The organism is Anaerotignum faecicola (genome assembly GCA_024460105.1).
In the GTDB taxonomy this organism is placed as follows: domain Bacteria; phylum Bacillota; class Clostridia; order Lachnospirales; family Anaerotignaceae; genus JANFXS01.
On record JANFXS010000004.1, the window covers coordinates 60,073 to 81,714 of the forward strand.

The following is a 21,642-nucleotide window of genomic DNA, read 5'->3' on the forward strand; positions in this document are numbered from 1 at the left end:
TTAAACTTAATATGTATTAAAAATATTTTTTAATAAACCGATTTATTTTTGCAAAGCCGTAATTTGGGACGTCGGGTCCTTAATTACGGCTTTTTGTTTAAAATTCATTTAGCGGACGGTTGATTGGCGCGGCTGGTAATTTGCCGTAATCAGGCGTATTTAACAGCGGAGAGATACGTTTAAAGCAACTGTAAGACGCAATAAATAATTCAGTAAGGCTTTGCAAAGGAGGGATTTAAATGCGCCGCACGATAGATTTTTACGATTAAATTATAGATATGTCAATAAGAAACAAATTAATTGGAATTTTTTTTAACGTCAGATTCGGTTTACAAGGGCGCGCGTATTTTTAACGGTAAGCGGAAACGCAATAGACGCGGTAAATCCGATTGCCGCAAGGTTATCTGTGACGCCGCATATTTGTTCCGCTTTTACGGCTCTGCTGCCAGTTAAAACTCCCGGACATTACAAGGAAAAAATTTTTGCCGTTTAATGCGCATACGAATATGCGCCGCGTCCGCGTTAAGCGAAGAAATGCGTAAAATTTTCCTTTTAATCTGCGTATGCCATTGTAAAGCTAAGATATTGTCATGCCTTAATAAAGATACTGTTTTTAAATATGGACGCATGTATTATTTGTAATCGCGCTGCGTCGTCTATTAAAATACTGTGCATATATATTTTATAAAATATGGAATTTAAGTTTTAACATAAATAAAATTTTAACAAACTTGTTGTGATAAAGAAAAAATTGCGGTATAAATTAGGAATATTTTTTGTCAAAAAACAGCGAGTACATATTTTTAGACGGATAAGTTAAAACACATTAAAAAATATTATGTCTTTAAAGTGATTGAAATATTTTATATGAAGAACGGAAAACAGATTTATAACTTACGCTTAGCTTTTGCGTTCAGGGAGTATTATTAGATTAAGTTAATAATGTTATGTGCGTTTTAAATGGATTTTTAAAGATATTTCATGTATAATTATTATAATGCTTTAATTTTTTATTTTTATGCCATGCATGGTATTCATGCGGTTAATACTAGGAAACTCTTGAAAACCGACGGAACAGAAACGCATACGGCGTATATGCGCGGGCAATATAAGGTAAAATTATATTATAGAACAGGTATACGGCTTTATTTGCGCAAAGTATGATAAGTAATTATAATTATTCGGCGCGCGTACTTCTGAAACGAAGGCATAAATTTTAAAAATAAGCGCATGAAAGACAAAAATATTTGTTTTGACGTAAATTTTATAAATTAAATATGTTGTGGGGTGCTGCATGGAAAGAGACAAAATAAATATACTTGTAACATTTGATAAAAATTATATAGGTCCTTTTAAAACGATGTTGAAGTCGCTTGTTATTAATAATCCGGGCGAATCTTTTGTAATATGGCTTATTCACAGTTCCGTTTCCGAGGAGGATTTGAACGGCCTTATTGAATATTGCTCGTTGAACGGCGCCGGTTTTAATCCCGTGAAAGTTGAAAGGTCGCTTTTTGAAAACGCCCCGGTGTCTAAACAATACCCTCAGGAAATGTATTACCGCCTTCTTGCGCCCGTTATACTTCCTCATGGGTTAAAAAAGGCGCTTTATATAGATCCCGATATACTTGTTGTAAATAAGGTAAGGCCTGTTTGGGATATTGAATTGGACGGACGCGTCTTTGCTGCGGCGTCGCACACGGGCATATTTGACATGGCAAAGGGTATAAATAAAGTGCGTCTTGGGACTGAGCACGATTATTTTAACACGGGGGTTATGATTATCGATTTGGAAAAAGCGAGGGAAATTGTAAAAGCAGATGATGTTTTCGGCTGCGTAAGGGAACATTCGTCGGAACTGATACTGCCGGATCAAGATGTTTTCAATTATCTTTACGGGCAGTATACTTTTAAGATTGACGACGACATATGGAATTATGATTCACGATATTATTCGCTTTATCTTATCAGAAGCAATGGGCGTCACAATATGGATTGGATAATGCAAAATACTGTTTTCCTGCATTTCTGCGGTAAAAGGAAGCCTTGGAATTCGTCCCATTCCGGACGTTTTACCGCGCTTTATAAACATTATATGAACTTAGCGCAAAAACTGAAATAGATACGGTTTTATACGTATTAAAAAATCTTTTCCGCCGATAGATTGCCGCGCGGCTTAAATAAAAAAAGCGTATATTTTATTGCTTCTGCAATTTGATATGCGTTTTTTTTACTGTATTAGTTCCGAAGCACAGTGATATTGAACTTTTTTGTATTTTCAATCCCTGATTTTTTATCCGTGCCGCCTTGGATTCGGCCCGGTAAAGCAATTTTATTTTTCAATAAATTTGTATCTGTATTTTCAAAGTATTGTATATTGGTACGTTTTATATTATAATTAATAAAGTAGTTTTTATGCTGTGAAGCTATGCGGTAAGTATAAATAATGTAATTTTATATTAAATTACGGCGCGGTTTTAATGATTCAGCCGTACTGTATGCAGTAAAAATGCCGGATAAGCCGCTTTGCTTGATGCGTAATTATTAAGCCGGAAGTATTTTTATGCATTTTATGCTTATTTTCAGGCATCCGAAGAGGGGGAGTTAGAATGATTGCTATTATAGCCGACGATTTAACCGGGGCTAACGATACCGGTGTGCAGTACAAAAAAAACGGATATTCGACGACTGTTAAAATAATGAACGATAACGATGTGTCAAGCAGTATGTTTAAGACGTCTGACGTTGTGGTTATAAACACAGACACAAGGCCGCTTTCAAAAAAAGACGCATACGACTGTGTTTTTAAGCTTGCCGAAAAGCTTAATTCTGTTAACAATCTTGAATACATATATAAGAAAGTCGATTCCCTTATGCGCGGAAACCCGGCTCCGGAACTTGAAGCAATATTAGATTCCACCGACGCCGAAATTGCAATAGTGGCTTCGGCATTTCCCGACAACGGGAGGATTGTTACGGACGGCACTTTGCTTATGCCCGACAACAAGCATGTTGACATAACAAACATATTTAATACGGAAACAAAACGCAAGGCGGTTAACGTTCGCCTTATAAATGTCAGGGAAGGCGCCGAAAGCCTGAAGCAATATATGGAAGGCCAGATGGAAAACGGCGCCGATATATTTGTTTTCGATACGGTAAGCAACGAGGATCTTGCAACTATAAGCGACGCGGCAATGCTTATCGGCAAAAAGAAAATTTTTTGCGGCAGCGCGGGCCTTGCAAAACAGCTTGGACGCAAAAAGAAAGCCGAACAGAAATACGACGGCACAGTGTTTATTGTAGTTGGATCAAGAAACGCCGCAACGGCGCATCAAGTGCGTATGGCAACCGAAACGTTCAAACTTCCCGTGGTGCTTGTAAACTCAGAGGAGATTATAGACGGCAGGTATGAAAAAGCTGTTTCAGAATCCGTTGAAAAAGCGAAAGAGTATTATTTAAACGGCAATAAAGTGGTTATTATAGCTATAGACAGCCTTTTTGAAGAGTATACCGTCGTACTGAGGGCGACTGCGACGGAAAATGCAAAATCGCTTAAAGTTGCGGAAAGCCTCGGCGATATAGTTAAAAGGCTTTACGAACATATTAAGCCTGTGACGTTTGTCGCAACAGGCGGGGATACGGCGTTTCAGATATGCAATTTTCTCGGTTCCGACGGAATGGAACTTGTAGACGAAATTGTTCCCGGAGTTCCTATCGGAATACTTAGGGAAGGCATGGCCGACGGCAGCAGTATGGTTACAAAAAGCGGCGGTTTTGGCGATGAGGACACTTTGGTTAAGGTTATAAATTATTTAATGGTGAACAGGAAATAATAAGGAGGGGCAATAAATGGCTGAAAAACCTATACTTGGCATTACTATGGGCGACCCTGCGGGCTGCGGGCCAGAAATAACTGTAAAAGCTTTAATGAAAAAGGAAATTTACGACGAATGTCGTCCTGTTGTTATAGGCGACGCCAAAATGTTCGAGGATTCGATCAGGATACTTGGCGTCGGAGAAAAGTTTAAAATCAATAAGATAGAAAATGTTAAGGACGCTGAATTTAAGTACGGAATAATTGACGTTTATCATCTCGATCTTGTGGATATGGATAAATTTCAATATGGAAAAGTGAGCGCAATGTGCGGCGAAGCGGCCTTCCAATGCGTTAAAAAGGTAATAGAGCTTGCGCTGGCCGGGGAAATAGACGCCACAATTACAAACGCGCTTAATAAAGAGGCCATTAACCTTGCGGGCCACCATTATTCGGGCCACACTGAAATTTACGCCGATATGACCGGCACGGACAAATACACTATGATGCTTGCGCATGAAGATCTCAGGGTTGTGCATGTGTCAACCCATGTTTCGCTTAGGGAAGCATGCGACAGGGTTAAGAAACAGCGCGTTTACGACGTTATTAAAATTGCGTACGAGGCATGTAAAAGCCTTGGCATAAATGAACCTAAAATAGGCGTTGCGGGGCTTAACCCCCACTGCGGCGAAGGCGGGCTTTTCGGCCGTGAAGAGATTGAGGAAATAACGCCTGCAATAGAAATGGCCAAAGCGGAAGGGATAAACGCCGACGGCCCGGTACCTCCGGACACTGTTTTTTCTAAGGCATGCGGCGGCTGGTATGATATAGTTGTCGCAATGTACCACGACCAGGGGCATATACCGCTTAAAGTGCTCGGATTTGTATATGACAAGGAGGCTAAAAAATGGGGAGCTGTCAGCGGAGTCAACATTACGCTTGGGCTTCCTATTATAAGAAGTTCCGTAGATCACGGCACGGCCTTCGGCCATGCGGGACAAGGCGTGCAAAATGAAGTAAGCCTTGTAAACGCTATACAGTATGGTATTACGCTTGCTAAAAACCGCGCTAAATAACCTTAAGAATTTTTGACGCAAGATTTTGGAATTTGGACTGCATACGATATACTTTCAGACGCGGAGATTAAAAAGCTATTTGTTAAGATGTTTTCCGCCTGAAAAAAGTTATGATATATTTTTGTATATATAAAATGTCATAATATCAGAAAGCCCGATATTTCGGGCTTTTTTTTGTGGAAAATATGAGGCTTTATGCTTGGAAATATGTTGAAACAATCGGTTATTGATTTATATATTGATTTTTACTTTAATTATCAAGGAAACACGCGATCTGAATGAAAAATTTTTATGTAATTCTGTGACGCAAATATTTGATATGGCGCTCAAATTCTGCTTTTAGGAATGTCGCTCGCCTTGATTTTCGTATTGTCCGTATAACTTGCATGTGGGCAAGAATTGGTATTCTGCCTTTTAATAGCCTCAGTCTATAAGATCGCACACAGTTTTGGGCGTTATCGCCGCAATTGCTAGCCGCTCGCCGATCCGCCGCGTCTTGTACGCCTTTGCTCTGCTTTTACACCGCTGATGCCCGTTAAAATTCTCCGACATAGCAAGGGAAAAAATTTTGCGCTTAAATATGCAGCGTATGGGACACTAAAATACGGAAAATTTTTGTTTTCTGGGCGTGAATGTCCTTGTAATCTGAAGCTGACAAAATAATTCAGCCATTAACAGTCAAAGAGTTGGGGACGTCATCATCGGTTTAAGGGCAAGAAAAAAACAGGCATGCCTCGGCCGGAATCCGCATCATATGCGTTTGAGATTGCCGTTAAGCCGCCAATGGCCCTCAACCGTATGTGGCTTTTATAAACGTAAACATAATGAAAGGCTGAGTTATAAATGTTATCCCGTGTATAAAAGTATATTTTGTATGCGTATATGTGGACAAATGATATAAATTTTTGCCTTAAATTTCAAGAAATATATTATTTCATTAATATTTAAACGGAAAAAAACGGCGATGCGGATTTGTATTATAAAAATATTGTCTTACCGTCATAAAAATATTAAATATTCCTATATTGAATACTTTGAGGCGGCAAAATTTTGTTTTAATATAAAAAATATAGTATTTGCGGGATATATAAAATTTATTATTATATAATTAAAGTTTACGTTATAATATCTTCGGTTTATAATGGCGCGCCGAGTTTAAGCGGCATAGGCGCGATAGCCGCGTTAAAGCCGATTGACGCCGTGTTCGCGGCGCTTCCGCTTTTTTTGCCTTGCTCTTGCGTTGCCGCCGAAAAACTCTCCGACGTCACAAGGAAAAAATTTTTTGATATTCAATACGTATATGCGCAGGCGTGGCGGATTTATGAATGCGTAAAATTTTCATTGTGAGCCGTGCACGCCATTGTAAACATAAGCTATATTTGGAAAATGCAAAAGCGGCCTGTATTTTTTCAATTTAAAATGAAATGCGGTTATATGTAAAGTTTTTAAGAAAAAGGTAATTTTTGCCCGATCCGATTAAGCCTTTGTATTGATTATATTTTATCGCTCTCTGAAAACAGTCAAAGTTTTGTTTATATTCATTTCACAAACGTAAAGAGTTATTTTTTTGTATTTTTCACGTATATGAAGGAGAGTATTGATATGATATAATAAATTTATAAAAATTTAATCCGTTATAAGTAGTTATGGGGTGATTATTATGAAATTAAGTTATATAACATTAATGGTAAGGGATATGGAAAAGTCGGTTTCATTTTATAGGGACGTTGCGGAGCTTGAAGTGTTGCGGCGTTTTAATATACAAAACGGCGAAATAGTATTTTTGTCGAATTCCCTTGAAGGGACAATGATAGAACTTGTACGGCTTGAAGGAGCGGAAAAAGTTTCTTCAAGGGGAATGGTAATAAGTTTCCAAACGTCGGAGGATTTAAATGCCGTGCATAAAAAAGCTGTTGGCTTAGGTTTTGAGCCTTCGCAAATTATTGATAAGAAACCTAAGCCGAAACATTTTACCGTAACGGATCCGGACGGCATAATTGTTGAATTTTCGGTATAATTGCCGTTTATACGGAATAAAGGTTTTATGATATATTAATATTTTAATTTTATGATGTCATATATGCTCCATATGGTAAATTTTTCGATATTCTGCGCTGCAAATACTTGACTGGACTTTTGAAGCGCGCATTAGTAAACGCTCCGAGCCGTCTTATTACTTTTTGAATGGCGGATTTTTTGATATGTGAAATAAGATTTTTGAAATTACGGATATTTTTCTGTTTTTTATATGCAGCCGTTTTAAAATCGTCGAATGCATGTATATTTTGGAAATATAGGGAATTTTAAATTATTTAAGTATTTGTATTGTTTTAAATTATGAAAATATATTCCGTTTAAAGCCGGCATATGTTTGCAGAATGGCTTTAATAAGCCGACGGATGCATATTTTTAATACTTGGGCTATAACGTTATGGCATGGCGATTACAAAGAAAAGTAAAATAAAAAGATAACCTGCCTGCTTTATCATTTAAAACAGACAGGTTATCAAAATATATCTGGTTCAGTCACAACATTTTCTCCTTAACTTGAATACTATCACATTCAAATTAGATTTTTGGATTTTATTGATACTACGGGATTTTATTGTGGTTCAGCTTTTTTATCATTACCACTATTAAATTTTTTTATTTTTTCGGAACTTATAATTTTCTAAAATCTTTCCGCCTTACTGATCCGCGGCTAAAGCGACAGCCGCCCTTTGATTTTATTGCTCGGTTCCGAAATTAAATTCCAATCTTTTTAATCTGCATCGGTATCAGCCTTTCGTAAAATTCTTGTCTTGTAAATTTCATAAATTTAGCTTATTTAGCTTACGGATTCTATATAATCTATACAAACTATATGTTTTGTATGGAAAGTAAGCTTATTAATATCCTTTAATTTTTTTTTAAAATACAGTTTTTATTTTATAAACGCCTGCCTAAAGTTCAAGCTTAGAAAACCAAAAACAATCTTCCGCATATATCGTACGACGATTTATTGATATAACATACAGCCGCCAAATGGTGGAACTATTATATTCATGCCGTCGATATTTGATTTTTATTTTTAAATTATTAATGCGGAAACTTTAATTATAGGATCTTAACTGCTTGCGGCCTTTTAAAGCCGTTTTTGTATGTACGTTAATATTTGTTTTTTAATCGTACATTTTACATCCTATCAGCTGAATTTAATAATTTTACTTATTTTTTTACTTATCGGCCAATTTCGTTTTATATAGTTTTTTTAGCGGTAACCCCCTTCGCAATAGCCATGGTTTTTATTTTATATCAAAAAAGGAAAATTTTTATTAACAATAAGGTTAAAAGCCGATTAAAAAGTTTTAAAAACTTTTTTAACCTAACGCACCATTTTTAATTTTTATGGTTCTAAAAACCTGACCGAAACTTTTTAATTTTTTAATTTTTAAAATTTTTTATTTACTTATTTTTTATTTACTTTTTTCTTTTTCCTTATTGTTATTTCCTTTTGATGATTAAATTATATTACCGACGATTTTAAAAGTCAATACAGGCCGGAATTATTCCGGTGACTGAACCAATTCCATGCTAAATATTCTCAATGCAATCAATAAGCGCCCTAAGCTTATGAAGGTCGTTTATATATGTTTCTTTAAGCGACGAATTATATATTACCGCGGCGGGATGATAAAGCGGAAAAAGCTTAATCCCGTTTTCGAGGTTTATAACGTTTCCGTGCATTTTGCCTATGGAGGCAGATTTGTCCTCTGTTACGGCTTTCAGCGGCACGTTTCCCAGCGTTACGACGAGGCCGGGATTTATAACTGAAAGCTCCTTTTTCAAAAGCGGAAGGAAATCGGCTATTTCTTTTTCTGTGGGCGTCCTGTTTGATTTGCGCATTGTAGACGGGTTTTCTTTGTATGGCCTCAGCTTAACTACGTTTGTTATGTAAATTTCATTCCTGTTAAGGCCTGCTATTTCCATAAATTCGTCAAGGTTTTTTCCTGCTTTCCCAACAAAAGGACGTCCTTTTTTTTCCTCGTCGCCTCCGGGAGCTTCGCCTATAAGAAATATTTTGCTGTTAATATTTCCTTCGCCGAAAACAAGTTTTATGCCGCTGTATTTTTTAATGTATTCTTTTTTTAAATTTTCAAGGCTTTCCATTGCGCGAGCCCCTTTCTTTTTGTATTTTGTTATCCAGCCATATAACATCCGCTGTTAATGCCGTAAGGAACGGACTTGCCCGTTTATATTTATATGAGCCGTGTAAATAAGCGGCATTGCGTATGTTTCATGAAACTCATCCGAAATATGTATGCCGGCTGAAAATTTACTTTCTTTGTTTATGCGGACGTTAATTTTTTATAAACCGAATATTATTAAATATCATCATACAGCATATTATAGCATTAAATAATATTGTATACTACTGAATATGACGTTTTTGTAATCATTCTCCAATTATCCTGCTTTATTTTAAACATAAATAATGCGGATCGGTAGTATTGTACGTTATTTTCGTGATTATAATGAAGCCGTATATTTACGTTATTTGCGTTTTTTATTTTTATAATCGTCATGACAGTTATCTGAATTTGCCTATATAGGCGGGTAAGGCAGGTTATCTTGATAACTGTTTTAGGCTTTGCATATATTATAGGCAAATGGAGCTGACAAATATAATAATTTAATCTGCGGAATATATGCCGCCGTAAATAGTAGTTAAGTATAGTTATCCACAAAAAAAGCGGCTTATCCACCAAAAAATGTTAATAACATTGTTTTTTTAAAATTATGACATAATCTATACACAGTATTTAGTGTTAAAATTCTAAAAAACAACTAAATAATGTAGTATATAATTTGTTAACACAAAATTGTTGATTATTTTACAGTATAAACAAATAAAATGTGAATAAGTGCGGCATATTATGGTAAACCTGATTTATAGGAAATACAGCATTTTTATGCCGCTGTAACTTGTTAAATATGATATTTTATGCCGATTTATTGACATATATTTGCGCATTTTAGAGTATTTTTTATTACAAAAGGCTCCTTAAAAAATAAACAGGGTTACATAAGTTATTCACGTTGTCCACATTTGTCCTGTGGATAACTTACGGATTTATTGTTTTTTGCCGTCAAAAAACTTTGTAAATACCATTGAAATCAGAAATCCCGATATAATACCGCCTAAATGTGCAAAGTTGTCAACACCGGTATCTCCGAATCCCATTAAAATACCGGCTATTGTAAACATAAGTATTGTAAAATAACCCATGCCTTCCAAATCTTTTTTTGAATTCATATTAAATGCCGTAATAGCGCCCAGTATTCCGAATATAGCCCCCGACGCTCCCACGGAAATACCTTTTGTAAATATTACGCTTGCGGCGCTTCCGCATATACCCGAAAGGAAATATATTAAAACATACCTTGATTTTCCCATGTATTTTTCACATATACGTCCGAAAATATAAATTGTAAGACAGTTATATCCCACATGCATTATGGTTGTGTGGAAAAACATGCATGTTATAAGGCGGTAATATTCGCCGTAATTTAACACTTTATCACTGTTATTTGCGAAAAGTCCGAAAAAATAGTCTTGGCTTCCGGTAAACGTCACATATGCCCATACAAGCAGATTTATTAATATAAGGGAATATGTTACGGTGCAGCTTCGGCTTTTCACCGGAACAGCCCCTTTTATGAGGCTTTCTTTCTCGATTTTTTCAATATGAAAGGAACTGCCTGAATTAGATTCGGTTTTTCCTCCGCGGCGGACCAGGACGTTTTTTATTATTTCGTCAAGTTCCATTATTTTCGTGGGCTGGTTTTTGCCGAATAAAAGTTTTTTGTTCTCAAGATCGGCAAGCCACCAGCACTGGTTTATTTTTCCGCCGGGGATATTATCTTTTTTATCCACATAGCTTTTAAATATAATGGGATCTTTCGGCGCGGCCAAAAGGTTTAGGCAAATGGCGTAACTGCATCTGAGCTCCGCAAGCGAGCGTTCCATGGACATATTAACGGGTTCCGCAACCGACGTTATCATATTTTCGCCGACTGCCCCTGCGTTTATAATTGTAACCGTATATAAAACAGGGCTTAAGTTCCTTGCAAGCATTATAAAAGGCGTGTTGTCGGTTATTTCAGCTCCGCCTTTCGGGGAAACTGTGTAATAGCCGTTTTCTATCAGGCTTCGGCAGAGGTTTTCTGCAAAGTCTTTAAACATGGCGGCCGCCCCTTTCTTTTGTTTTTTAAAAAACGTCCCCGTTTTGCGGCGTACCGGATTTTAAAACGGAAACGGTTCATTTTTTAAACGATACTTTTATAAGATATAGCTTAATTTACAAGAGCATACGCGGATTTAACGCAACTGTTGAACCGCTGCACCCGTTAAAACAGTGCGGCTGTTGTAAAATGAAACTAATATTGTAACCGCATAAATTGCCGTTACGATCGCATACCGTATCATCCCAGAATAATTTTAATTATATAAAGCGATATAAATCCGGGAAAACCCAACGCCCCTATAAATCCGGCTGTAAGCAGGTTGATTCCAACGGAAAAATTTAAAGGCGCAAGCAGAAAATTCGCGGCCATAAGGCCGATAACGCCGATGCAGGCGTTTACGAATATTTTTAACAAAATCCCAATCGGCTTTGCAAAAACTACAAGGACTACAAAAAATGTGCATGCGGCTATCATTGTGCCTATAACGGAAACAGAATCCATATTCCCCACCCCGTAAAATATACTTTGTACTAATTTACACTTATTGGGGCGGGAATATGACTTATTTTATATTATGAAGGCTGTTTATCTGAGTTTCTTTTCCTCTTAAAATCATAAATGTTGCGCTGGAGGTTGCGGCCACAAGGTTTTTGTTTTCTATAACTGCTTCTCCGGTCATGCTTACAAGAGTGCGTCCGTGGGAATTTATTTTTGCGCGTATAATCAAATCGTCGCCTTCCGTAATCGGTTTTAGAAAACGCGTCGCAATATCCACCGTCGTTATAAAATTGTTGTCGGCAACATAATGGGTAAGCATGCCGAAAGTATTGTCAAAGGCCGCGCATAAAAGGCCGCCGTGCATTGATTTCTGCGGGTTAAGCTCCCAGCTTTCGATGCGGTATTTAATTTCAAGCTGTAAGTTTTCGTGGCTGCATCTTAGAAACGACGGGTTCATCATTTTTATTATTCCGCTGCCGTTGTCGCTTTTTGTGTAGTTAATTACGTTGTCAATTATTTTTTCCATTCTTTCCTGTGGCGTCATAATCATGCTCCTATATTTTTTCTTTTATTATTTTGTTAAATTCTTCGGGATTTTCCATATGGGGGAAAAGTTTTGTTTCTTCAAATATGAAATATTCGCTTTCAGGCTTCATTTCCTCAAGCAAATCCATGTTGTTAATTGGGTTTACTGAATTTTCCTCGCCCCATATTACGAAAACCGGCTGGACTATTGCTTTAAAATACTGTTTTATGTCCATATTCATATAATTTGTGGCAAGCGACGCATAAGCGTACCTTACGTCGCCGCCCGTAGCGTGGGCCGCATGGTAGAAGGCGTCGCATATTTCCTTTGAAACTTTGTGCGGCGCGTAAAAGCCTTCTTTTATAAGGAATGTTTTTATATTCTTTTTAGAGGCGGCTATATTATAAGCAAAGGTGCCGTATACTGGAAGTTCCAGGAAAGTCCTTTTTGTTATATCGTCGTTTTTTGCCATTTTGCTTGCTATTCCGGCGGGGGAAACAAGTATAAGTTTCGATATGTTTTTCGGATAAAGTTTTGCCGCTATAACCGCAAACATGCCGGAGCCGTTGGAGGCGGCTACTGCCGAAGGTTTTTTTATAACGTCTTTTATAAAACTGTTTATAAACGACGAGTATATAAATGCGGTATATGTTATTTTGGGCTTGTCCGAGAGTCCGAACCCCGGGAGATCGACGGCATACACGGTATATTTTTTTGAAAGTTCATCTATGTTGTACATAAATTCCAAACTGCTTGCGCCGACTGCAAGGCTGTGTATAAGGAGAAGAGGGCGTCCCCTTCCTGTTTTTTTGTAAAACACGTTTCCATACTGCCAAGTATAGTATTGGCCGTTACAATCGCTCTTATTTTTTGAAAGCATAAAAATGCATTTGTTTATGGCGGCCGGTACAGCAAATACTGCCGCCGCCGCTCCTGCCGATTTAAGAATTTTTTTTATTTTCATATATAACGCCTGCCTTTTCATAATCTTTTGCGTTTTATTCCTTTCATTATATTATGATACAAAAGCGGCAAAAAATAAAGATATATTTTGAATGTACAAAACAGGCCGGCGGCAGGATATGCGCCGTATAAATACGTTATTTTATATGTCTGGTTGCCTCCTTGTAAACTGAAGGTAGCGTCTTTTTGAATAATTTATAATATAATAACCTCATCCAGACGAGCGGATGAAAGAAGGCGTATTTAAATACGGAGTCCGTCAATATGAATGTAAAAAGGAAGCCGAATATCCCCCTTTTACTCTTTGGACTGATTTAGGCTTACATAACAATTTATTCGTCGAAATGACGAAAATATAAGCATAAGGAAAGGCGGCGCAGGACTTTGAAATCGCGTGGAACCTCATTTATCTTTTTTTGGATACCGAAAGGAACAAAGCGTATTTAAACCTTACTCTTATCGGTCGGCATATGCTGTTTAGTTCAGCAAACCGGGGTTTTGAATTTACAGAATGCCCGTCATTGAAACAACGGCGCAGGCACAGGCAAAGACGCCTATACATAGAGAGGCGATTGCCCATTTCTTTTTCTTCTGTTTGTGGTATGCCAACGCATTATACAATTCTTTTACACCGAAAACTAATACTGCAAATTGAAGAATTCTAATCATATCCATATAATCACACGACCTTGTCAAATTCAGTTTTTTATTTTCAGTTTACCTTATCTTCGGTTTACAAGGACAAGCACGTTTCACAAGGAAAAATTTCCGCATTTAGGCGTTGCATATGTTTAACATAGGATCCGCTATGTCGGCACATATGAGCCTTGAACTGCAAAAAAATTTTTCCATTGTAAGGTCAAAGAGTTTTAAGCGGCGTAAGAGCAAGGCAAGGACGGGCAGACGCCGCAAACCCTGCGGCAAGCGGCTTTAACATTGCTATTGCGGCGATGCCGCCGCTTAAAACCGTGTGTGCCATTGTAAACCTAAACTATCATATTTTTATGATTTTTTCAACGCCGGTTAATTTGACGGAGCCGGAACCTATCAGTCCGAACGTAAAAATGAAGTCGAATATTGTATCCTTGAATTAAATATGTTTATATTGTATAATATACTTTTATCAATACTTTTTACCATATATATGCAAATGATGAAAGGATGTATCCTCATGGATTTTAAATATGAAATATCAAAGGCCATATCAAATGCGGCCGGGATTGATGAAAACGAAATTTTAAAAGCTATTGAAATACCGCCAAACAGCGATATGGGAGATTATGCGTTTCCCTGCTTTAAGCTTGCAAAAACCTTTAGGAAAGCTCCTCCGGCAATAGCGGCTGAAATATGCGGCAAAATAGAAAAACCCCCTTTTGTTTCCGAAATTAAAATAATAGGCGCATATATAAATTTTTTCACCGACAAATCGTTTTTTGCAAAGGAAGTTATAACAAAAGTCCTTGCCGAAGGAACGGAATACGGCAGATCCGAAAAAGGCAGAGGAAAAACGATTGTTATAGATTACTCGTCTCCGAACATAGCGAAACCGTTTCATGTAGGACATCTCCGTTCTACAGTTATAGGAAATGCGATTTATAAAATACACGAATTTTTAGGATATAACTGTGTGGGAATAAATCATCTCGGCGATTGGGGAACACAGTTTGGAAAGCTTATATACGCATACAAGCATTGGGGTTCTGAAAAAGACGTTGAAGAAAAAGGCATAGAAGAACTTATGCGTATTTATGTTAAGTATCACGATGAAGCCGAAAAAAATCCGGCCATGGATGACGAGGCCCGCGGATGGTTTGTCAAAATGCAGGAAGGCGACGAAGAAGCGCTTACGCTTTGGAAATGGTTTTACGACATAAGCATTAAGGAATTTGAACGGGTATATGATATGCTCGGAGTTAAGTTCGACGCGTATACAGGCGAAAGTTTTTACAACGATAAAATGGCTCCCGTAGTTCAGGAACTTAAAGATAAAGGCCTTCTTAAGGAAAGCGAAGGCGCGTTGATTGTGGATCTCGATGAATTTTCCATGCCGCCTTGCCTTATAATAAGGAAGGACGGCGGAACGCTTTACGCCACTAGGGATATAACCGCCGCCATTTACAGGAAGAAAACTTATAATTTTGATAAATGTATTTATTTAACGGCGCTGGATCAGAACCTTCATTTTGCGCAGTGGTTTAAAGTTATTGAAAAAATGGGATACGAATGGAGCGGAGATCTTGCGCATGTGCCTTTCGGCCTTGTAAGCCTTGAAAGCGGAACGCTTTCCACAAGGCGCGGAAACGTGGTGCTTATGGAGGAGCTTCTTAATAAATCAATAGAAGAAACATTAAAAATAATAGAAGAAAAAAATCCTGATCTTCCGGATAAGGAAAATGTTGCGAAGAAAGTCGGCATTGGCGCCGTTATATTTAACGACCTTTATAACGGCAGGATTAAGGACGTTGTTTTCAGCTGGGAAAGAATGCTCAGCTTTGAAGGTGAAACCGGGCCTTATGTGCAGTATACTAATGCAAGGGCGTGCAGCGTAATCAAGAAGGCGGGAATTTGTGAAATTTCCGGAGAAATAGATTTTTCAAAAGTTTCCGACGAAAGCAGTGCGGAGGTATGCAAACTGCTTGATATATTCCCTTCGAAAGTAGTTGACAGCGCGGCAAAATACGAGCCTTCTGTAATTTCAAGATATCTTGTTGACTTGGCTCAGGCATTTAATAAGTTTTACCATGATAATGTGATATTAACGGATGACGAAGAAACGAGAAAAGCCAGGCTTGCCGTCGTTATGGCTGTATCTAATGTGCTTAAAACGGGCCTCGGACTTCTCGGCATAGGAGCTCCGGAACAGATGTAAATTGTTTCACATGAAACATTTTTTGCGTCATATGTATAATGATTTAAAATAATTTCGATTTTGAATATATTCAGTTTACAAGGCCATAAATGTTCCATATGACAAATTTTTCCGATATTATGCGTATATTTGACTGAACTTTTGGATTCCACATTTGGGAACGCACAGCTCCGTGATTCTTATACGGTTAGTATACTTGCCTGTAGGCAAGCCGGAGAACCGCGTAATTATACGCAGTGAGCAGCGTTCCGCAAATGGGAATTTAAAAATCAGGTTAAGTATTTTCTCAGTGAAGAGTAATAGAAAAATTTAATTTGTGGGGCGTGTCTCTCTTGTAAAACGGAGCCAGCGACCGCTAAACGCTTTGCCCCCAAAACAAACCGCAAAGGTATAATTTAATCCCGCTTCGTTGTGCAAAACCATTGCGTATACAAATCATGTTTCATCCGGGGGGTATCCGAAAACCGCAAAATTCAATAATTACGCACGGCGTCAGTTTCGCCGGATTCATATAAGGGCTTAAAGCCCTTTTTTTTGCGCCTGAAATCGGAAAAGGGTAACCGCCGGAATGTATGCGTCTGTTATGATTGACATGCAGGCGACGCAATGCGTTGAAAGGAAATTAAGAATACGCCATTATTTAAACGGGGGGATTTTTATGATTGAAAGAGCGGAAGAACTAAAGGGTAAAAACGGGAAAATATTCGGAACTTCAAAGTATATGGAGGATCTGAACATAAAGCATTATATTTACGGCAGCGTTACAAATAAGGCCGATGACACATGCTATTATGCCGCGTTTAAAAACTGCCGCGAAAGCGCGAAAAAGGCTATAGATGAAATTTACATGGATCTTGAAAATAATATTGACATTATCCATCTTTTAAGCGACAATGACAGAAAAGAAACGGAAAAATTTTTAATCGTCCTGAACGGTTTAATACTTATTACAGACAGTATGCATTTAAATGTAAACAAAGCTGTCAAAATACTGAAGCTTTCCGACGGCAAAACAGGGTATCAAAGCAACGCTAAAGAAAAAAGCATACTTAACGCCGCAAAAGCCGTCAAAAGCGGTTCGCTCTCAAAATTCGGATTGAGCGCGTCCCTTTCCATTCTCGGTAAAGCCGCAAAGTACGGGTCAAAACGCACCGCTGGAGGCGACAGGGAAAAGCTGTCGTTTCTTTCAGCCGTACTCGGTGAAAATAAAGACTGCAAAGAATATTACGGCGACGTTTTAAACGCTTACAACAGCATTTATAAAAAAACGTCGTATAAAGGTAAATACGGCCGCGAGCTTTGTTCAAAAGAATATATAAGCTATTTTGAAAATACAATTTTCAGCGGAACGGGATTTAAAAAATATATGAAAAAACAGTATGATTACAGGACGTTTTTTATAAACCGGCTTAAGGGCATTGCTAAAGATATTTATATCGACGCGGGGAATGGGACAGTTGGGAAGAGTTATATAAAAGAAGATAACATCAAATTTTTAGATAATGAAGTTATACCGAACCTTATCGACTGCCGTATAACTCCGCCTGATTACAAAAAAGCCGCAAAGGATTTTATAATGCCTGACGTTACGGAGAAACTTTTTGAAATAATGAGAAAAGCAGAAGCAGACGGAAGAGAAATAGCATTAGAAAACCCTGGTATTAAAAATTACATAGATAAGTTATTAGCTTTTATGAGCTCTGTAGGAGCCGGAAATGATTATGACCTGAAAGCGAAAGAAGATTGGAATTCTTCATGGTATTACTTTGACGGATATGTGCTCAGATTTGATGATCCCGGTAATATAGCATATGGTATAATACTAAAAGAAACATTTAAAGGCTCTCCTGAAAAATCCGAAATACCATGGTATGAAAATATATTTCTGGAAACATTTGGACATCTCGGCGCCGGAGGAGCACAATGGCTTGATAATTATTTTAAACCTGTACTAGATAATTTGGGAAAATTTTTATTTTTTAGAGAAATTAAATACACTTCTTACATTATAGATGATTTATATGATAAGAAGGTTGCAGAAAAACTTGTTATAGAATTTGGTAAAGACGTCTTTGAAATATACAAAAGTTTAGCTACATTAATAAGTAATTGGAAAACTTTATTTGACGATCCCAGAGATTATGAAGCTATTGAATTAGGCTATGACTACTATGATAATAAAAGGTACCATTAAAAGATATTAAAATTACAGGGGGATACTATATGAATAAAGAAAAAATATTGTTTATTATAAAAAAATATTCTTTGCTTTTATTTTATGTAATATTATATATTCCGTTTTTCCTGCTCTTCAGATATTGTGAAACACCTTATTTACTTCGGAAAATTGGAGTGAACGATAAAATTTTTGATATAATGTTTGATTTGCTTTTGCCGTTTTTCTTCATAATTTATTTCCTGACGCCCAAGCTTCGGAAATATTTCGGAAAATTTGCAGGAAGAAAAATATTTTTCACTTTGCTTATACTTTCTTTTATTATCCCCGTTAACCAGTTCAGCAGGGTCATGTACTTAAAACACTTTATTAAAACTTATGAAAGCGCCGTTTCATACATGCTTGAAAAAGACTACGGTTGGGACCGCCAGTTGTTTAAATTGCCTTCTCAATATGATGCAATTTCCCACCTTCCGGGCAGCCAATTATTTCAGAATTACGCATATTTTATGAGGGACGATAATTCCATAAAGATTTTCTTTGACAGAAAAGGACTTATTAAAAACAAAGGCTACCTATATACTATAGATTATTCAAATAAAGAACGGCCAATGTCTGCTTATATTTGGGACTTTGTCAATTCCGACTACGAAACTCAAAACGGAGGTTACTGGACTTGGGGAGTATTTTCTGACTATGCTCTTCCTGACTATAATGATAAAACATGGTAATACGGCGTTCTTCCCAACAGGCCGCCGCGATAATATGTTTCTTTAATTGCAAACGGGAGGTACTATATGAATAAAGAAAAAATATTGTTTATTATAAAAAAATACTCTTTACTTTTGTTCTACGTCATATGGTATCTTCCGTTTTTCCTATTCTTCAGATATTATGAAACAGTTTATTTACTTCAAGAAATGGGAGTCAACGGTAAAATTTTTGACATGCTCATTTATTTATTTCTGCCGTTTTTCTTCATACTTTATTTCCTAACTCCTAAGCTTTGGAAATATTTCGGGCAGTTTGCGGGAAGGAAGATATTTTTAACCTTACTTATACTTTCTTTTATTATCCCTGTTAACCAGTTCAGCAGGATCATGTATCTAAAACACTTTATTAAAACTTATGAAAGCGCCGTTTCCTATATGCTTGAAAAAGACTACGGTTGGGATTACCAGTTGATTAAACTACCTTCTCAATATGATGTAATTTTCCGGCTCCCCGGCAGCGATTTATTCCCAAATTACGCATATTTTATGAGGGATGATAATTCCATAAAGATTTTCTTTGACAAAAAAGGAATTATTAAAAATAAAGGTTATCTGTATACTATAGATTATTCAAATAAAGAACGGCCAATGTCGGCTAATATTTGGGACTTTGTCAATTCCGACTATGAAACTCAAAACGGAGGTTACTGGACTTGGGAAGAATTTTATGACGATGATCTTCCAAACTATAACGACAAAACATGGGGATACGGCGTTCTTCCCAACAGGCCGCCGCGATAATATGTTTCTTTAATTACAAAAGGGAGGTACTGTATGAATAAAGAAAAAATATTGTATATTATAAAAAAATATTCTTTGCTTTTATTTTACGTCATATGGTATCTTCCGTTTTTCCTATTCTTCAGATATTATGATACTATGGATTTACTTGAAAAAATGGGAGTCAACGGTAAAATTTTTGACATGCTCGTTTATTTATTTCTGCCGTTTTTCTTCATACTTTATTTCTTAACTCCTAAGCTTTGGAAATATTTCGGGCAGTTTGCGGGAAGGAAGATATTTTTAACCTTACTTATACTTTCTTTTATTATCCCCGTTAACCAGTTCAGCAGGGTCATGTATCTAAAACACTTTATTAAAACTTATGAAAGCGCCGTTTCCTATATGCTCGAAAAAGACTACGGTTGGGATTACCAGTTGATTAAACTACCTTCTCAATATGATGTAATTTTCCGGCTCCCCGGCAGCGATTTATTCCCAAATTACGCATATTTTATGAGGGACGATAATTCCATAAAGATTTTCTTTGACAAAAAAGGACTTATTAAAAACAAAGGCTACCTGTATACCATAGATTATTCAAATAAAGAACGGCCAATGTCTGCTTATATTTGGGACTTCGTCAATTCCGACTATGAAACTCAAAACGGAGGTTACTGGACTTGGGAAGAATTTTATGACGATGATCTTCCTAACTATAATGACAAAACATGGGGCTACGGCGTCCTTCCCAACAGGCCGCCACGATGATATGTTTCTTTAATTGCAAACGGGGAGTAAATACTACATATAAAACAGCAAACGGCAATCATCCTACCAAACTTATCGCCAGCGGTGAAATGAGCCATATTATAAAAAGATGCGCGGGGTAAAAAATATAGAACAGGTATTTAAATCCTTTCCCCTTTTCACCGTTATATTTTTCAAGCAGAATAAGAGAAGCGGCCGCAAACATTTGTATCGGCATAAACTGTATGGACATTATACATAAAGATATTAACGAGCTTAACCAATAATATGTTTTATTTCGGCCAAAAAGATACATAGACGCTATAAGAAGAATTCCGCCAAAACCTCCGTCCGAAAATGTGGAAACCGCCGCCGCCGCGCTTACTGTTAAGGCAGTTAAAACAATCCGACATGTTTTATTTTCATTTTTTTGACTTATTTTTTCTAAAGCCCACATCATTATAACGGCAATAATAAAAGTCCAAATTACATTCTGGCTGGACGGATCGAATATCCCGGCTCCCCTTACAAGGTCGTATGGTATTTCGGATATAACCGCAAATATAAAGAGCCTCTTCAAATACATTTTCAGGTTTTTTGTTTTTCTGAAACCTTCAACCGTCATAAATGCAAAAATCGGAAACGCCAACCGCCCTATAATCCGAAGAACCAAATATACAAAATACAAAGCCTTTGCTTTAGCAGGAATTAAATCCCCCATTATGTTAACGCCGTCGACAATGCATGCGTCCATATAAAGCGGATATATTATAAACGCCCCTATATGATCCAAAAGCATGGATATAAGCGCAATTATTTTTATTTTGTTCCTGTCCATTCCTGTTTGTCCCCCCAAACGCGGCGTTCAGTTTAAGAACCCACCGCGCCGCATTAATATAAAGCATCCTGCCTTGCCGCAAATATACGACGCTCCGCATTATTTTTAAGCATACCAAAAATCAATATCATAACCGTGCGGTCGATTTATCACGGACTGTTTGCATACGTCTTGATATAAGTTAAGTTATGCGTTCCGTACAAATGTCACATTATATTTTATCATTCATAGAAAATTCAGGAGCATACAATGCGGCATGCCGATTTAGGATCTCCCGTATATTTACCTTGAAATTTCAAGTTCCGGTGTTCCAAGCCCCCTAAATATACATGATGAAAAGTATTATGATAAAATTTCAGGCGCAAACCGTTTTAAATTCACAGCCACCCAGCGTTTCCACAGAAAATT

Annotated in this window: 16 protein-coding genes; 9 read left to right on the top strand and 7 right to left on the bottom strand. The window is 37.2% G+C overall.

From position 1 onward, the window contains the following. The first annotated feature begins 1,294 nt into the window (after positions 1-1,294). The 4 genes from NE664_07485 (at position 1,295) to NE664_07500 (ending at position 6,910) form a co-directional block, all read left to right on the top strand. Complete coding sequence (locus tag NE664_07485; protein MCQ4726496.1) at positions 1,295-2,122, top strand: glycosyltransferase family 8 protein; 828 nt, start codon at positions 1,295-1,297, stop codon at positions 2,120-2,122. Between the two features lie 487 nt (positions 2,123-2,609). Further along, complete coding sequence (locus NE664_07490) at positions 2,610-3,836, top strand: hypothetical protein (protein MCQ4726497.1); 1,227 nt, start codon at positions 2,610-2,612, stop codon at positions 3,834-3,836. 16 nt (positions 3,837-3,852) lie between these two features. Next, on the top strand, positions 3,853-4,893 hold the full coding sequence (gene pdxA / locus NE664_07495) for a 4-hydroxythreonine-4-phosphate dehydrogenase PdxA (GenBank protein ID MCQ4726498.1): 1,041 nt from the start codon (positions 3,853-3,855) through the stop codon (positions 4,891-4,893). 1,660 nt (positions 4,894-6,553) lie between these two features. After that, positions 6,554-6,910, top strand: a complete 357-nt coding sequence (locus NE664_07500; GenBank protein ID MCQ4726499.1) for a VOC family protein — start codon at positions 6,554-6,556, stop codon at positions 6,908-6,910. 1,556 nt (positions 6,911-8,466) lie between these two features. Here the strand turns inward: NE664_07500 and NE664_07505 are convergent. The 6 genes from NE664_07505 to NE664_07530 all read right to left on the bottom strand — a co-directional run bounded on the left by NE664_07505 (position 8,467) and on the right by NE664_07530 (position 13,783). Further along, complete coding sequence (locus NE664_07505) at positions 8,467-9,042, bottom strand: uracil-DNA glycosylase (GenBank protein ID MCQ4726500.1); 576 nt, start codon at positions 9,040-9,042, stop codon at positions 8,467-8,469. 964 nt (positions 9,043-10,006) lie between these two features. Beyond that, positions 10,007-11,119: a rhomboid family intramembrane serine protease gene (locus NE664_07510; protein MCQ4726501.1), complete on the bottom strand. Its 1,113-nt coding sequence runs from the start codon at positions 11,117-11,119 to the stop codon at positions 10,007-10,009. A gap of 239 nt (positions 11,120-11,358) precedes the next feature. Then, positions 11,359-11,622 (bottom strand): pro-sigmaK processing inhibitor BofA family protein, encoded by a 264-nt coding sequence (locus NE664_07515; GenBank protein MCQ4726502.1) that lies wholly within the window; start codon positions 11,620-11,622, stop codon positions 11,359-11,361. Between the two features lie 61 nt (positions 11,623-11,683). Continuing rightward, positions 11,684-12,163: a PaaI family thioesterase gene (locus NE664_07520; protein MCQ4726503.1), complete on the bottom strand. Its 480-nt coding sequence runs from the start codon at positions 12,161-12,163 to the stop codon at positions 11,684-11,686. 10 nt (positions 12,164-12,173) lie between these two features. Then, complete coding sequence (locus NE664_07525) at positions 12,174-13,109, bottom strand: alpha/beta fold hydrolase (GenBank protein ID MCQ4726504.1); 936 nt, start codon at positions 13,107-13,109, stop codon at positions 12,174-12,176. A 503-nt stretch (positions 13,110-13,612) separates the two neighbouring features. Then, entirely contained in the window at positions 13,613-13,783 is a 171-nt protein-coding gene (locus NE664_07530; GenBank protein MCQ4726505.1) for a hypothetical protein, read from the bottom strand. A 496-nt stretch (positions 13,784-14,279) separates the two neighbouring features. Here NE664_07530 and argS point away from each other — a divergent pair, with 496 nt between their 5' ends. From argS to NE664_07555, 5 genes are all read left to right on the top strand, one after another. Next, positions 14,280-15,977, top strand: coding sequence for an arginine--tRNA ligase (gene argS, locus NE664_07535; GenBank protein ID MCQ4726506.1), 1,698 nt, complete (start codon positions 14,280-14,282; stop codon positions 15,975-15,977). 658 nt (positions 15,978-16,635) lie between these two features. Next, positions 16,636-18,171 (top strand): hypothetical protein, encoded by a 1,536-nt coding sequence (locus NE664_07540; GenBank protein MCQ4726507.1) that lies wholly within the window; start codon positions 16,636-16,638, stop codon positions 18,169-18,171. Positions 18,172-18,329: 158 nt separating this feature from the next. Continuing rightward, positions 18,330-18,884, top strand: a complete 555-nt coding sequence (locus NE664_07545) for a hypothetical protein (GenBank protein MCQ4726508.1) — start codon at positions 18,330-18,332, stop codon at positions 18,882-18,884. A 66-nt stretch (positions 18,885-18,950) separates the two neighbouring features. Further along, positions 18,951-19,667, top strand: a complete 717-nt coding sequence (locus NE664_07550) for a hypothetical protein (GenBank protein ID MCQ4726509.1) — start codon at positions 18,951-18,953, stop codon at positions 19,665-19,667. Positions 19,668-19,700: 33 nt separating this feature from the next. Continuing rightward, entirely contained in the window at positions 19,701-20,417 is a 717-nt protein-coding gene (locus NE664_07555) for a hypothetical protein (GenBank protein ID MCQ4726510.1), read from the top strand. Positions 20,418-20,475: 58 nt separating this feature from the next. Here the strand turns inward: NE664_07555 and NE664_07560 are convergent, their stop codons facing one another. Further along, entirely contained in the window at positions 20,476-21,234 is a 759-nt protein-coding gene (locus NE664_07560; protein MCQ4726511.1) for a conjugal transfer protein TraX, read from the bottom strand. Between the last annotated feature and the right edge of the window lie 408 nt (positions 21,235-21,642).